The following is a 14623-nucleotide window of genomic DNA, read 5'->3' on the forward strand; positions in this document are numbered from 1 at the left end:
CGTACGCCCTATGGGCTGGCCAACCCTTCTTGATGCGTTCGTGCATCGATTACCTTGATCGCGTCAGCGGACTTACGCATAGCCATGTCGACTGCGTAGTCCGCTAACGCTTTACCTAATGCAACGATCATGAAATTGACGAGACGTAAGTTTATTGAGGCATCGATGACAGCCGGTGCTTTTCTCTTGGTCGCTCCCTTGTCAGGGTGCGGCGGGGATGGCGGCGGTGGCGAAGACGCCGCCGCGAGCGGCAACACGCCTGTGAATCCGGGGGTGCCTACTTCCGTGACCCTCAAAGTCCCCAGCGAAGGTGCGGAGCACGCGGCGACATGGATGGCGTTTGGCGCCACGGTGTCCGCCTGGGGTGACGATGCCACCATGGTGGCGGCCAACCGGAACGGGTCGACAGACCTGCCTCTAACCCGAGCCATGGCGCGCGAAGACCTTATTCGTATCGCGGCGCAACTGTCGCGCTTCGAGTGGGTCAACATGCTTGTCGACACGTCCAGGAGCGTGAACCTCAACCGCGGCGATCAGGACCTGGTCGATGCGAACGCGCACGTGGCCCGCATGGTTGCCGGCGTCGGCGAAAAGAACATTATCCAGTTCACTTCAACGCCGATCAGCGCTTTGACAACGCAGTCGCCCTATCAGACAACTGCCAACGGAGTGCCTGGTGGACGAATCCTGGTCGCCTCCCCTACGACCGGCCCGGATGCCGGTAAGCCGTTGCCTGCCATTCGATCTGATCGGGTCAGCTTTGCACGGCAGCCGATCAATGACCTGTGGGTTCGGGATACCGCGCCCGTCTTCGCCAAGGGCTCGGATGGCCGGACCTACGGTATCAACTTCAATTTCAACGGATGGGGCCAGGGCTTTGGCCCGAACAATGACGGGCTGGCACCGTCGGCCAACAATCTCAACGGTCTTCGTCAGGCCACCGGCCTGGCTTCGCTCTTTCGATACGACACCGTCAAGATGGGACCCTTCAATACAACCAACGGCCTGGGTGGCGTTGAGTTCCAGGTCATTGATGGCGACATGGACGTTGCGCGCTCGATCATCGAGCGCACCGGGGCAGCCCCGATGTCCACGTGGCTTACGATGGAGGGAGGCGGCGTAGAGTTGAGCGGCAACGGGCTGGCCATCGTTGCCAAGAGCTGCGTGATAAACAACAACCGCAACCCATCCAAGACGGTTACAGAGATAGAGGGCGAATTCAATCGACTGCTCGGCGTTCGCAAGGTCTATTGGGTTCCCGGTGTCAGGGGGTCCGAAATTACCGATGGCCACGCCGACTTTTACATGCGGTTCCCGGCAGCCGAAGCATCAGCCTTTGCGACGGTGATCCTGGCCACATGGGATGGCGGCAAGGTCAACGACAATGACCGGCAGCCTACATCGGTTGATGCCCTGAACTTGTCCGCCTTGCTGGCCAGCCTGCCGGGCGGCGCGTCCCCGCAGACGACGGCTCAAGAAAATCTGACCTATTTCGGCTCGGCCGGACCGGTGGTGAAGGTATGGCAACCGATGCCTGCGGGGGTACCCACGGCCGTAGTCACATTGGGCTCGCTGACCATCAATCAGATTCCCATCAGCGATCTCCCCGCGCTCTTGCGGCAGCGCGATCAGATCAACATCGTTCTGCTGCCGACGCCGGACCTCAGCAAGGTCAAGTCGACGGTCAATGTGCGATCAACGGGTATCAACAACGCGCTGGTGACATACAGGCAAAGCTTTGAAATCACGTTCGCCGCCGGCTACGTTGGCTACTATGAGGCGAACCGGTGCGTAGTCATGTCGCAGTTCGGCGATCCGACGAATGATCTGCTCGCGTTTCAGATCGTCCAGGCCATCTACCCTGAGCGTTACATCATTCAGATAACCACGGACGGCATTGCTAACGGCGGCGGCACAATACATTGCGCGACACAGCAGCAAATCATCTGATGTAAGGCGTGTTTGGCGGCTCTCCCGGATATCGTCCGGGAGAGCCGCCAACTTACGCGCAGCTCATCCGAAAATACGCAGATTCGATGAATTGAAACGGCCAAGATTCGGGAAGATGCTGGCGATATCGCTCACGCTTACACCGAGCCAACTCGCCAGCGTCGCCCCGTATTGATCGACCGCGGTGGTCGGAATGATCTGACCGTAACCGGTATCGTCCGGGTTGCCTGCCGCCGTAGGCAGCAGGCTGGGCATCGTGCCGTAAAAACGCTGCCCGCGAACCGCACCGCCGACTACGAAGTGATGGCCGCCCCAGCCATGGTCGGTGCCGCCGCTGTTGACCGAAAGTGAGCGGCCGAAGTCGGAGGCGGTGAAGGCCGTTACGCTCTGATCCAGGCCCAGCGCTACCGTCGAGTTATAGAACGCGGACAGCGCTTGCGAGAGTTGCGTGAGATTAGCCTGCTGCTGCGCTAATTGATTGGTGTGGGTATCGTAGCCACTGGCAGAAACGAAGAATATCTGACGGCTCGCGCCCAGCTTCGCCCGCACTTGCAATAGCTGCGCCACCATTTTGAGTTGATTGCCCAGCTCCGTATCAGGGAATGTCGTGGTAAGTGCCGGTGCCTGACCGAGGGCATTGATAAGCACGCTGTAATAGTCGACGGCGCTGCTGCTTGATGCGGCGAATGCGCGCTCAAGCGCGTTGCTCGGCGAGGGGCCTCGAATCAATGCGTTGTAGGCATTCGTGTCGTCCGTCGTGCCGCCGGCGACCCAGGATTCGGGACCATTACCGAGGTAGCTCATGGCCTGAACGCCGCCTGGGTCGACGGCGTATTGGTTCACCATCACTCCGCGCTGAAAGAGATTGGTGCCGGACAAGGTCATGCTCATCGAGAATTGCGGATTGGCATTACCGGACGACAACACATCTGCCATCCTGCCGCCCCAGCCATTGGCATTGGCGTCGTCCGGGCGCGAGGTCTGCCACTGCGCGGTCTGATCGTCGTGCGAAAACAACTGCGGTGGTGGCTGCACCCGACCTTGCTGAAACTGCTGCTGCGTGATCGGGTAGAGCAAGGAGCCGACATTGGCGACGACAGCAGCATGCCCTGCATTGAACAGACCGCGCAATTCCGGCATGGCCGGATGCAGGCCATAGGCGGCACCATCACTCGGCGGTCCACCAGGCAAGCCCCCGGCGAACGCGGCGGGAATCAGGCTATTCGTCTGGATATCGGCTTGCGCCAATGCGAGGCCGGCGCGCGAGCCCGCATAGGTGGCATAGGTTGCGTTGTCGTAAGGCACGATGGTGTTGAAACTATCGTTACCGCCATACAGATACACGCAGACCAGGGCCTTGTAATCGTTAAAGGCATAATTGCTATGCGAGGCAGCAGCCTGAAGCAGGCGAAGGTTGCCGAACCCCGAATACAGGCCGACCCCGCCCAGTGTGGTGTACATGCTACGGCGCAGAAATTCACGACGGCTTATAGGCATATCCGTATCCTCATTTCTGCACTGAATATTCGGGTGAATTGATGATCAGGTAGAGCGCGTGCTGCACACGCTGGCGACCGAGATCGCCTGCGGAGTTGTCGGCCAGTGCATTGAGTCGCGTCAGCAAAGTGTTGTGCATAAAAGATGACATCTGGCCCGACATGAACAGCAAGTTGTAGAGATCGACCAGTCCAGCGGGGTTATTGAGCGCGAGTGCCGCATCACGATCCGCATTGATCGACATGGTGTTCGGACCATTCGACGAATAGCAGCGCGTGCTGGTGGCGTAGTCGCAGAAAATGCGATGAAAGATATCGTTGGGTATGCTTACCGCTGTCGTCGCCGTGTGGATCTGGAATTCCGGACCGAACAGCCCGCGCTGGCGAAGCTCCCCCGGTTGCTGGAAATCCGGCTTGAAGAAATTGAAGACGCTGGGCGAGCGCAGCGGCGCCTGGCCGTAGTCGCTTTCCCATTCTGGATAAGGCGTATCCACCCGGCCGTTTTGCGACACGGCCGCCATCGCTCTCCATAGATGCGTAAGCTTGAGCAAGGGTTCGCGCAACTTGCCGTAAGCATCCGGATTGGGCACATAAGATGCACCTATCACTGCCTCCGGATCGAGCAGGATCGCCTGCACCACCGCTTGCAGATTGCCGCGCACATGCGCACTGCTTCCGTCGTCGGCGAAGACCTGTGCAATGTGGTGGACATAGCCTGGCGTCGGGTTACTCGTCACCAGGCGTTGAATCAGGCGTCGCGCGATAAACGGACCGACATTGGGGTGATTGAAAATATTGTCCAGCGCGGCGGTCATCTCGGCTTGTGCATTACCGCCATGTACAAGTATGCCATTGCTCAATGCCACGCCTGGGTAATTGAGCAACTGCTTGTCCGAGGTGCTGTCGTGAAAGTCGGCAACGGGCTGCAGCGGGCTCCACCATGCGGGATCGTTTGTGTCGCTCGGGCCGCAATTCGTATAGGTGTCCACAGCGCAACATGTCCATGAGCCTGTGGCACAACTTGTGTTGTTCCAGTTCCAGCCCGTGAACACCGCCGCCATGCCGCGCACGGCGGTCTGGTCGTAGGTGGGAATCGGTTGGTTGCTGGCATCCAGCTTGGGGGTGCCATCGGGATTGAGCTGCACCAGCCCGACCGAAAATAGCTGCATGACCTCGCGCGCATAGTTCTCGTCGGGATGAATGTTCTGCGTCGGATCAGCCTTCTGATTGGCGAGCATGCTGAGATACGTGGCCATCGCCGGGTGCTTGGTCACGTCTTCAAGCAGGCTGCGGTAATTACCGAACGCATCGGCGGCGAGCATGTCGTGCCAGCTCGCCAGAGCATAGGGTTCGTTGGCGAGCGTGCCATTTGCATTGGAGACGACGAAGATCTCGGAAAGCGCAAAGGCGACGCGCTGCCGTAATTGATCGGTCGCCACACGCTTGGCGCGACTGGGATCGGGCGTGCCTAATGCATTGATCCACCACGCTTCCATTCTTGTATCGTCGTTGACTGTGTTATTGCCGTCCGGCACGTTCGGCAAGCCTGCTACCCAGTCGAGATAAGGTTTTTGCGTCGACACCGGCGCGGTGAGCTGCTCGTTCAACCACGCCTGATAACCCACTTGCCGCAAGTGGACGATGTCCGTCGCGGTGGGGCCATACGTCGCTTGAGCGAGAAAGCGCGCCGCTTCGGCATCACTGTATGGGCCCGCTATCTGAGCCAGGCAGAGTGTTGGCCACAGAACTAACGCAAGCACCGAGGTGCAGAGCCAGTTCGAGGTAAAAGCCTTCATGCGTATCCCTCCCACTTCACACCAAGGTTCATCGTTCGTCATTGCGATGAGCGGCATTGCTTGAGGGCGCAAGGATTATGGAAGGCCGATATTGTCGTTGTGATGCGCCACTCGTTTATGAAATGTTGAGGCGCATTACGACTCGTATGGATCCGAGGCGCTTCGGGTAAGTGTTGCAGGGGGAGCAGGCTGCACTTGAGCGCACATTACAATCGTGTTGCTTCACGATTAACCGACGCGATACTGACCGCCATCAACGACAAGCGCCTGCCCGGTGATGAAGGCCGCATCGTCGCTCGTCAGAAACAGAACCGCGCCGGTGATGTCTTCGGGTTCGCCCAATCGCTTGATCGCTTGCTGTTCCCAGGTCGAGCGCTTTTGCTCGTCCGATTGCGATGCGGTCGCCAGCGTATTAATCAGGCCGGGCAATAACGCGTTCGCAGTGACGCCATCGCCGGCGACATCGTTAGCCAACCCGCGCATGAATCCAACAATCGCCATTTTCGAAGCGATGTAGTGACTCATGCCGGGTATGGCCAGACCCACCATGTTCGATGAGATACCGATAAAGCGGCCCCACTTCTTCTCTCTCATCGCCGGTAAGAAATACTTCACGCTCAGGAAGTGCGAATCCAGGTTCGTGGCCATCGTCTTTCGCCACGTCGGCAGGTCCAGTTCGTCAATCAGCCGGTGGGGGAAATAACCTGCGTTGTTTACGACGATATCGACGTCGCCGATCTCTCGGCTTTGAAGAAGTACCGAACGCCAATCCTCTTCCCGCGTCACATCAAGCTGCAACGCGAATGCGTTCGAACCAATCTTGCTGACGGTTGCATCTGGGGCCGCGAGATCAGTCGCGATCACCCGCGCCCCGCGTTTTGCCAATGCCATGGCGATCGCTTGACCGATGCCTTGCCCCGCGCCGGTCACCAGCGCGGTCCGTCCTTCGTGGGTTCCTGTTGAAGTGTTCATCATCAATGCCCACTGACGGGATTCGAATGGATCAGGCTGTGCATCGTCAGCGCGCCACCGAACTGTTGCAGCAAACCGCCTTCCCCAAGGCGACCCAAGGTAATGGGACTGAAGCCAAGCAAGGTCGCGAGCGATGTGACCTTCTCGTTGGCATCGGCGTGGTCGCCTGAAACGAAGATCGTGCGATGGCCTTCGCTGCGGCGCGGCTCATCTCCGAGCACCACCGCAGGCAACGTATTGAACGCCTTGACCACCTTGGCGCCCTTGAACTGCGCCGCCACAACCTGACTGGAAGGACGACCGCCAAGGTCAAGCGGCTTGAAGGCGGGAAACTCGATCGCGTTAGTGGCATCGACCACGATCTTGCCGGACCAGTCACTGCGCAACTTGGCGACCTCCTCCACCGCCCCGAACGGGACGGCGAGGATGATGACGTCCGCATCCAGCGCGTCGGTGGTTTTTGCCGCGCTTACGACAGGAGCGAAGGCTTGCAGTGCACCTTCCAGTGAAGCCGGTCCGCGACGGTTGCTAATGGCAGCCTTGATCTTGCTGCGGGCAAACTGTTTGGCGAGGGCGCCGCCAATGGCGCCCGATCCGATGATGGCGTAGCTCATGAGATATCTCCTGATGGACTATCGAAGGGATGGCTGTGAGGGATCAGCGCGACTTGCCGTCGAGGCTGATTCGGCCTGCGCCATTGACCGTCAGCAGCAGGAAGGCGCCGGCGATCGACACATTCTTCATGAACATAATCATCTGGATCTGGTCGGCCAAGTTGGCATGGAACGCGAGCGCAGTCACCAGTGAAAAACCAGCGAGCAAGAATGCCGCTACACGTGTCTTCCAGCCGAAGGCGATGGCCAGGCCGCCGAAAAGTTCGGTGGCAATCACCACCGGAAGCAAAACGCTGGGAACACCCATGGCGGACATATAGGCCATGGTCGCGGCGTACGCGCCGAGCTTGCTCAGGCCAGACAGCACGAATAACGATGAGAGAAGGATGCGGCCGCCGAGTTCAGCGGTATCGCGGAGCGTGATGTTGGAAGACGTGGTGTCCGCGTTGGTTTTCTTGGAAACAAAAGTTGCAGCGTTCATGGCGATCTCCAGTGGTTGGGTGAAACGGTGTGGATATACTAAGAATCCCGAATTGGTGGATAAATAGTCTTTCGTGGCAATATTTATCCCTATAAACAGGACAATCTAATGGACCGATTCCTCTCGATGCAGGCATTCTCGAAAGTGGTCGAGGCCGGCAGCTTCGTGCGCGGCGCCGAGAAACTCGGCCTGTCGACAAGCTCGGTATCACGGCTGATCGCCGAGCTCGAAGAGCATCTCGGCACACGCCTGCTGCAGCGAACGACGCGACGGCTTCATCTGACGGATGCCGGCCACCGCTTTATCGAACGCGCGACGCAACTGCTCAACGACCTGCAAGAAGCGGAGGCCGAGGTCGGTTCGGCCACGACAACACCGCGAGGGCGGCTGCGTATCAGCGTGCCGCTCACGTTTGGGGTTCGCCACCTGGCCGAACTGTTTCCCCGCTACCGCATGAAGTACCCCGAGGTGGAACTCGAAGTACATGCCACGGATCGTCGCGTCGACCTGATCGAGGAAGGGTTCGATCTTGCCCTGCGCCTATCGCTGGACATTCCGCCCACCTATGTAGCGCGTCCTCTGACCGTGGTGCGGCTGGTGGTTTGCGCGGCACCCGACTATCTCAAGCGCCACGGCACCCCACGCACACCGCAGGACCTGTCGGAACACAACTGCCTGACGCTGCCGAGCGGAGGGTTTGAGGGACGCTGGCCGCTCGAGGGCGCGGACGGTGTCGTTACCGTTCGCGTTCGCGGAGACTTTCGTGCCGACAGTGGGGATCTGCTCCGCAGTGCCGCGCTTGCAGCACAAGGGATCATTCTGCTGCCTACCTTTATAGTCGGCGACGATCTTGCGCGCGGCGACCTGGTGCCGCTGCTGCCGAAATGGCGACCACCGCATACCGACGCCATGATCATCTACCCGACTCGCCGATTCGTATCCGCGAAGGTCCACACGTTCACGGAGTTCCTGCAACAGGAGTTCGCCGGTGATCCCCCTTGGGATCGTTGGATGACAGTCCGGCATCACCGGGGTTAGGCGGCTGCAAGTGCGGGCGTAACTGCGTCACATCTGCCTGGATCTATCATGGACGAGCCCGACAACCGAATTGAATTCAAAGGCGCACTCAGAACGAATGGGCGACACTGATCGTCTATTCTCCCTGACAGACATGTGCAAACCAGGTGAGTGCTACAGAACGTAGCATCGCAAATCTAAGGAACGCTCTATGCATATCGGCAAGTCACTTCTTGTCCTGGCATGCCTGATTTCCCTGGCCGGTTGCGTCATTCAAAGCCGTAAGCCACCTCCCCCTACACTCATCTCAAGCGCTTTGCCTGTCGGCTTCGATGCCAACGTACGCATTGTCACGACTGATCGGTATCGCTTCTCCACGAGTTCGCCGCCTCTGATTGAGGGATTGCGTCGAGCCGCACACGGCGGCGCGGTCAACATTCTCGCGTTGTCCGGCGGCGGATCAGGGGGCGCGTATGGTGCTGGCGCCCTTGCCGGCATGACGCGAGGGAACGATCGGCCGGACTTTCAGCTCGTTACCGGGGTGAGTGCCGGAGCCTTGATCGCGCCGTTTGCGTTCCTGGGCTCCTCGTGGGACCCGGCATTACAGGATGCATTCGGAGGTGAGCGGAGTTACTTGATACATTCAGCGACGTCGAGCTTCCTGGCTCGGCTTGTCTTTCCTTCCGGCATGGACAGCCACGGGCGGCTTTACGAACTCGTGGATCACTTCGTCACACCAGAGATGGTCGCTGCCGTGGCGGCCGAAACCTTGAAGGGGCGAAGGTTAATCATCGCCACGACCGACCTCGACAAGCGCGAAACGGTGCTCTGGGATATGGGCGTCATCGCAGCACATGGCGGCTCTACGGCAAGATTGCTATTCCGGGATGTGCTCATCGCATCTGCGAGCGTGCCAGGCATGTTCCCGCCCGTCATTATCCATGTCAGCGATGGGGTTCACCCCTACGACGAACTGCATGTGGATGGAAGCGTGACTACGCCCCTGTTCATCACTCCGCTGGTCGCCGATGTCGTATCGACGAGTCTCGATCAACTGAACGGATCGAACGTTTATGTGATCGTCAACAGCCAACTCGCAAGCCCGCCTCATAAAACGTCGCTGCAGACCCTGGAGCTTCTCGGTCGAAGCTTCTCTGCGCAACTGATGTACAAAACAAAGGAAACCATTGCCTTTATCGATAGCGTGGCCAGAGAGCATCACATGCGTCTGCGCATTGCCGTGATACCCGCAGACTATCCAGATCACAGCTTTGCCGATTTCCGTCCGAAGAGCTTGCAGCGACTCTTCGATTACGGCGCCGACTGCGCCGCTCGCGGACTGTTGTGGGTAACGCCCGTACAAGGCATTCGGAGGGATCAGGTCGACGTCATGGGCGACCGTCATGCTGCCGCGTCTTGCCCAGGTTCGGACGCCACGCCATCGGACTCCGATGACACTACACAGCGACCAAGATAGTTCCTCGTATCAACATTCAGGCTGTCACGGCGAGGAATGACGTGCGCTATCGTGATGTGAAAAAGAAATAACGCTTGATGAAAAATCATTAAATGTATAAGTGCGTTATGAAACTCAATATTACAGCGGTAATACTATATACAATCACTTTATTTTAGCTTTACTTATATCAATATAGCAAAATTTACTTTCATCAGCAGTAAGCACCACGCCAATATGTAATTCTTCAATATTATTCCATAGCAACACTCGATCTCGCGCACCAGTGTCATCTTCAAAACTGGGCCGTCCTAAGATTTCCCTGAGGAAATCCGGGCCTTGCTCAAAATGCACACCAAAAGGCAACTTGCCAACATATGCCTTAAAACCGTTAATGTTCTGCGGGCCATGCAAGCGAATACCACTAAATACCATATCCCCTACCGCATTTGTTTCTCCATACAGCCTTTCGTATCCGTGCTTTGCGCGAAACTTCAAGATATAACCTCCCTCGACTTCGCTTAACCATTCTTCAGGGTCTTCTTTAAACCTTGGCCGCTCGTCTATACCTAGCATAGTCAAATAGGCATCGACTGATGGATCTTGCGGTGATAGGCCAAATAATTTCACTGCATCTTCAACAACTAACATGTGGCTATCCCATCTCAATATTTAGAAACACCTAGGCAACACGGACAACTACGAGTCGGAGCTATCATCTCGTAAATACGATAGTGATAGCCAGGCTTAGCCATTACATTTAATTGGCATGTCTGACCCAGAACAACTCGAAGCAGCGGCGACTACCCTACCTCGGGTGGGAGACCAGCGGCCTCGATATGGGACTTCCGTGCGACGAATCTGTGTGGCAAAAAGGTGATGGCTATCACAGGAATAAAATCCTGATAGCGCGCTAATGCGTAATGCCGGCCTTTCGTAACGCAATCACCACCGGACAGGCGATGGAACGCCCGCTCTCCACAAGTACTCAAGAACGTTTTCGCATGTCCGCCCACCCAGGGCGGATTTTTATATTCTGCCTACGCCCCTAAGCCGAACCACCCTCAGCAATACACGTGCAAGCCACCATAGAGGAGAAATGGTTATGAGTAATCGCGTATCCAAGAGAGGCACTCGTACCTTTTATTTACTTGGAAGAGTCATCGCCGGCATGGCGCTGGTTATGCTCTTGTCAGCAGCCTGCGTTCAACCACCGTGGTTCGCAACCTGGTATGCGGCGCCGCAGAACTACAACATTATTTTCCCTGGCGTCACCGTTCCGCCTCTCGCCATCTCGAACCAGTCCGTTCGCCAGATTGTCCACACATCGCATGGCGGCAGCCTGATCCGCGTCAAGCTGTCCAATCTCTTCGGAACCACCCCCGTCACATTCGCCGAAGCCCGGATTGCACGCAGCACGGGCAACGGCGGCATCGATCCGGCCACTGATCGCACGCTCCGATTTGGCGGCAAAGGCACCGTAACGCTCGCGTCCGGCGAAGAACGATGGAGCGACCCGGTCTACCTGCAGGTACCGACGCACTCGGATCTGGCGATCAGCCTGTACGTGCCGCTCAACACGCCCGTCGTGACAACACACACGATAGGTATGCAAACCAATTACCTCTCGCCGGGCAACCAGGCGGGCGCCACGGTGATGGGCAATGCCACGGCAACGACCGTGTACTTCTGGCTCAGCGAGGTCGATGCATCGACCGCCGATGCATCTGACAGCGTCACCGAGCAGGAGGCACATCCGTACAAGGTGGTCGTGGCGTTCGGCGACTCGATCACCGACGGATACGGCTCGACCAGCAGTGCCAACCGCCGCTGGCCCAACGACCTCGACAATCGCGTGCAGGCCGCTGCTGATGACCTGGGCCGCGCGAGTGTGGTCAATGCCGCCATCGCCGGCAACCGCTGGATCTACGACGGCGTCGGCCCTGCCGGTGTGACGCGATTCGCCCACGACGTTGCCGGTGTTTCGGGCGCGACCCACGTTCTGATTCTGCTGGGCATCAACGACATCGGCATCGGCGAGCTTATTCCGCAGCAAAACGTTTCCGCCGATCAGATCATTGCGGCCATGCAGGCTACCATCGCCCAGGCGAAAGCCAGCGGGATCAAGATTTACCTGGCCACCATAACCCCTTACAACGGCGCCTCGTATTACGACGCCGCAGGTGAAATGAAGCGCGAGGCTGTTAACGCCTTCGTGCGCTCGGCGAACGGCGCCGATGGCGTACTCGATTTCGACCAGGTCGTGCGAGACCCGTCCAATCCCACCGCCTTATTGCCAACTTACGACAGTGGCGATCATTTGCATCCCAATGACGTTGGATACCAGGCGATGGCGAACTCCATCGATCTTGGCGCGCTCGACGACTGATACTCGAAAGCAACAAACGGTTGATGATGGAGGGCGGCGCCTGTTTTGGTGGCGACCGCCCTGCTCGCCTTAGGTGTGGCCGCCAATGATATGGGGCGTACCCTTGGGCGGCATCGATCTGGCGCGACTGGGATCAGGCTATTGTTCGCATCCGATTCACCGCCTGGTTCCGGCACAGGTCAACCGGAGTGCCGTCACTGACGAAGCCATCGCGATCAAGACTTCCATTCCTCGGTGTAGGCATAGCGAGTGGGCCGTAGCGACATGTATTGCACGACTCGTGGTCGCTGTGCACGGTTTGGACTGCTGCCATGCGGCAACAGGTGATGCCAGATGATCATGTCGCCGCGCTTTGCGGCCACCGGCTTCATCGTCAAGGTGCGCCGCGCATGATTAAGCGCATTCACGCCTGCGGGAATGCTTTTTAGCCACTGCGGCAACGTGCGATGAAAGCCCGGCACGCAACTGAATGCCCCCTGGTCCTCATCGACGTCGGCGAGGTACAGGATGCCCTGCAATTCAAAGCAGTGCGGTTCGGCGAGTGTGGCGTCCCAGTGCATATGCGGTCCGGGAAACGGCCAATTTTCGCGCTCCGGCGGATTGAATCCACCTTGGTCGATGGTTACCCAAAGATCCTCGCGTCCCCACAGTTGTGCATGGGCCTTATGAATACGTGGCGCCCGACGATTGGCTACCAGTGCCGGATGCCGCAGTAGCGGCACCCAGATGGAATGGCTCAGCGATTCGCGATACCAGGACTCCGGGTCGTCACGGTCCATCCCTAAAAAATCGTAGATGGCCATCTCTGAGATTTCCGCCGCTTCCGGGCTGATCGCGTTGCGCAGGATGACGTAGCCATGCTCGTGCCAGTGTGCAAGGTCGTCGGCGGTCAGGCCTTCGACATGCTCGAGATTACCGACTTCGGCGCCGACAGCCTCGCCGGCCAGTGCACGCCGCAAGCGATTCAGCGAGACTTCTTTCAGCTCGCCGCCATTGCACTCCCGTACCCAGGCTTCGAATTGCGCGTAACTGGGCTGCTTCTGATACAAATAGCGCAGGGTTTCCAGCACGTTAAGACGCAAGCCAGCCAGCAACGTCTTCACGACATCCTGCGGTAGCGGTGCAGCAGATCCTGGCGCGCAGGCGCGAGCCCAGTAGGCATGCAATTCATCGATACCAAGACTTGTCGCCGTCTCGACCATCGTGCTCCTCACTATCTAAAGAAATCTTCCAGACTCGGGCATCTCGGCGCTGCCCAGTTACATCAATCCGCGTCGCGGGCGCCCTACCCTACCAGGGCTTTTACCGTACTCCGTCATATACATCAGATCACCCGAGGCAGGCACCCTGGGAAGGTAGGTTCCCTTTCTTACGCTTTATTCAGTGCGGCCGGGGTGCAGAGTAAACGGCGTGACGGTGCCGAAACGTCCAGCCTGGTAGTCAGCAATTATCTGTTCGATTTCCTCGTGACTGTTCATCACGAAGGGGCCTTTCTGCACGATGGGTTCGTTGATCGCGGGCCCTGCAATGGCAACGAACCGGATGGCCGGCTTTACTTCGCTTGCCGAGGCGCGCAGTTCCACGCTGCCTTCGATTTCCGCCGAAATGGCCATGGCGGCGCCGGATGGCAGCTCAACGTCGTTTTCCGGTGCGCCGGGTTCATGCACTTTCAGATGGCCGTCTCTTGCGTACAGCCAGAGATTCCATCCCGCCGGTAGCGGAAGGTTGGCGTACGCGTCGGCATCCAGCTCCCCATCCACAATGAGGATGGGTTCGGGCGTGGGCAATGGAGAGATTTTGCCGCCGAGCAAACCTGCCAGCACGCGCAGGCGCACGCCACGGCTTTCGATTACCGGCACGTCATCCGCGCGAATCAGCATGGTGGCCGGATCGATGCGCTTCAGTTGCTTTGGCAGATTGACGAACAACTGCAGGCCATCCAGCCGTGCGTTTGCACCTTCCGGCTGCTGGGTATGGACGATGCCGCGGCCAGCCAGCGTCCAGTGCAAGTCGCCGGGTTCGATCCGGTGATCGTTATGGACACTGTCGTGGCTGCTCATCCAGCCATGAGTGCTTTCGAACAGCACCGTCACCGCTGACATGCCTGCATGCGGATGCACCTCGAACGTCGGCCCCGTCATCACAAAGTGATCGGCCAGCACCAGCGGACTCATCGCATCCCCGAAGTCGGTATGGCGGAACTGGCGAATATGACAATTCGGGCCGACCGCATGCGGCTCGCGCATCACTGGCCGCGAGAAACGCAGAGCGCTGGTCATCGAAATGGAACTAGACATGCGTTTCCTTGCAAGAACAGTGTCCTCGATGGAGGTATGAGCAGGAACGTAGCGAGCCCAAGGGAGCTGACTTTGCCTTACGGCTTCCTGATCCTAGTAGAAGCAGAATCGCCTCCGCCATCGGCGACCCGATGGTCAGTACGGTCCCATGCATT

Annotated in this window: 12 protein-coding genes; 4 read left to right on the plus strand and 8 right to left on the minus strand. The window is 58.3% G+C overall.

Annotated elements, in window-relative coordinates; translation table 11 throughout:
* The first annotated feature begins 129 nt into the window (after positions 1–129).
* Positions 130–1950: an agmatine deiminase family protein gene (locus DVJ77_RS18575; RefSeq protein ID WP_114847027.1), complete on the plus strand. Its 1821-nt coding sequence runs from the start codon at positions 130–132 to the stop codon at positions 1948–1950.
* A 63-nt stretch (positions 1951–2013) separates the two neighbouring features.
* On the opposite strand, the gene DVJ77_RS18580 is transcribed toward DVJ77_RS18575, so the two are convergent.
* From DVJ77_RS18580 to DVJ77_RS18600, 5 genes are all read right to left on the minus strand, one after another.
* On the minus strand, positions 2014–3447 hold the full coding sequence (locus DVJ77_RS18580) for a DUF1501 domain-containing protein (RefSeq protein ID WP_114847028.1): 1434 nt from the start codon (positions 3445–3447) through the stop codon (positions 2014–2016).
* Between the two features lie 10 nt (positions 3448–3457).
* Positions 3458–5242 carry a DUF1800 domain-containing protein gene (locus tag DVJ77_RS18585; RefSeq protein ID WP_162791570.1) on the minus strand — a complete coding sequence of 595 codons (1785 nt, stop codon included), beginning with the start codon at positions 5240–5242 and terminating at the stop codon, positions 3458–3460.
* A gap of 228 nt (positions 5243–5470) precedes the next feature.
* Entirely contained in the window at positions 5471–6214 is a 744-nt protein-coding gene (locus tag DVJ77_RS18590; RefSeq protein ID WP_114847030.1) for an SDR family NAD(P)-dependent oxidoreductase, read from the minus strand.
* Positions 6215–6216: 2 nt separating this feature from the next.
* Positions 6217–6828 (minus strand): NADPH-dependent F420 reductase, encoded by a 612-nt coding sequence (locus DVJ77_RS18595; protein ID WP_114847031.1) that lies wholly within the window; start codon positions 6826–6828, stop codon positions 6217–6219.
* 43 nt (positions 6829–6871) lie between these two features.
* Positions 6872–7309 (minus strand): DoxX family protein, encoded by a 438-nt coding sequence (locus DVJ77_RS18600; protein WP_114847032.1) that lies wholly within the window; start codon positions 7307–7309, stop codon positions 6872–6874.
* A gap of 108 nt (positions 7310–7417) precedes the next feature.
* Between DVJ77_RS18600 and DVJ77_RS18605 the strand changes: the two genes are divergently transcribed.
* On the plus strand, positions 7418–8347 hold the full coding sequence (locus tag DVJ77_RS18605; RefSeq protein WP_114847033.1) for a LysR family transcriptional regulator: 930 nt from the start codon (positions 7418–7420) through the stop codon (positions 8345–8347).
* 190 nt (positions 8348–8537) lie between these two features.
* Positions 8538–9803 carry a patatin-like phospholipase family protein gene (locus DVJ77_RS18610; RefSeq protein WP_114847034.1) on the plus strand — a complete coding sequence of 422 codons (1266 nt, stop codon included), beginning with the start codon at positions 8538–8540 and terminating at the stop codon, positions 9801–9803.
* A 144-nt stretch (positions 9804–9947) separates the two neighbouring features.
* Here the strand turns inward: DVJ77_RS18610 and DVJ77_RS18615 are convergent, their stop codons facing one another.
* Positions 9948–10433, minus strand: coding sequence for a hypothetical protein (locus DVJ77_RS18615; protein WP_114847035.1), 486 nt, complete (start codon positions 10431–10433; stop codon positions 9948–9950).
* A gap of 532 nt (positions 10434–10965) precedes the next feature.
* On the opposite strand from DVJ77_RS18615, the gene DVJ77_RS18620 reads away from it, so the two are divergent.
* On the plus strand, positions 10966–12171 hold the full coding sequence (locus tag DVJ77_RS18620) for an SGNH/GDSL hydrolase family protein (RefSeq protein ID WP_162791571.1): 1206 nt from the start codon (positions 10966–10968) through the stop codon (positions 12169–12171).
* Between the two features lie 215 nt (positions 12172–12386).
* Here the strand turns inward: DVJ77_RS18620 and DVJ77_RS18625 are convergent, their stop codons facing one another.
* Both DVJ77_RS18625 and DVJ77_RS18630 read right to left on the minus strand, forming a co-directional pair.
* Positions 12387–13373, minus strand: coding sequence for a phytanoyl-CoA dioxygenase family protein (locus tag DVJ77_RS18625; RefSeq protein ID WP_114847037.1), 987 nt, complete (start codon positions 13371–13373; stop codon positions 12387–12389).
* A gap of 174 nt (positions 13374–13547) precedes the next feature.
* Entirely contained in the window at positions 13548–14468 is a 921-nt protein-coding gene (locus DVJ77_RS18630; RefSeq protein WP_225428083.1) for a pirin family protein, read from the minus strand.
* Positions 14469–14623 lie beyond the last annotated feature (155 nt).

The organism is Dyella tabacisoli, assembly GCF_003350925.1.
GTDB lineage: Bacteria > Pseudomonadota > Gammaproteobacteria > Xanthomonadales > Rhodanobacteraceae > Dyella_C > Dyella_C tabacisoli.

What these genes read in the sequence shown, in the direction of transcription:
- DVJ77_RS18615 (WP_114847035.1), bottom strand. Translation starts at nt 10,433, where the DNA reads ATGTTAGTTGTTGAAGATGCAGTGAAATTATTTGGCCTATCACCGCAA.
- DVJ77_RS18595 (WP_114847031.1), bottom strand. Translation starts at nt 6,828, where the DNA reads ATGAGCTACGCCATCATCGGATCGGGCGCCATTGGCGGCGCCCTCGCC.
- DVJ77_RS18630 (WP_225428083.1), bottom strand. Translation starts at nt 14,468, where the DNA reads ATGTCTAGTTCCATTTCGATGACCAGCGCTCTGCGTTTCTCGCGGCCA.
- DVJ77_RS18575 (WP_114847027.1), top strand. Translation starts at nt 130, where the DNA reads ATGAAATTGACGAGACGTAAGTTTATTGAGGCATCGATGACAGCCGGT.
- DVJ77_RS18580 (WP_114847028.1), bottom strand. Translation starts at nt 3,447, where the DNA reads ATGCCTATAAGCCGTCGTGAATTTCTGCGCCGTAGCATGTACACCACA.
- DVJ77_RS18625 (WP_114847037.1), bottom strand. Translation starts at nt 13,373, where the DNA reads ATGGTCGAGACGGCGACAAGTCTTGGTATCGATGAATTGCATGCCTAC.
- DVJ77_RS18600 (WP_114847032.1), bottom strand. Translation starts at nt 7,309, where the DNA reads ATGAACGCTGCAACTTTTGTTTCCAAGAAAACCAACGCGGACACCACG.
- DVJ77_RS18605 (WP_114847033.1), top strand. Translation starts at nt 7,418, where the DNA reads ATGGACCGATTCCTCTCGATGCAGGCATTCTCGAAAGTGGTCGAGGCC.
- DVJ77_RS18590 (WP_114847030.1), bottom strand. Translation starts at nt 6,214, where the DNA reads ATGAACACTTCAACAGGAACCCACGAAGGACGGACCGCGCTGGTGACC.
- DVJ77_RS18610 (WP_114847034.1), top strand. Translation starts at nt 8,538, where the DNA reads ATGCATATCGGCAAGTCACTTCTTGTCCTGGCATGCCTGATTTCCCTG.
- DVJ77_RS18585 (WP_162791570.1), bottom strand. Translation starts at nt 5,242, where the DNA reads ATGAAGGCTTTTACCTCGAACTGGCTCTGCACCTCGGTGCTTGCGTTA.
- DVJ77_RS18620 (WP_162791571.1), top strand. Translation starts at nt 10,966, where the DNA reads ATGCTCTTGTCAGCAGCCTGCGTTCAACCACCGTGGTTCGCAACCTGG.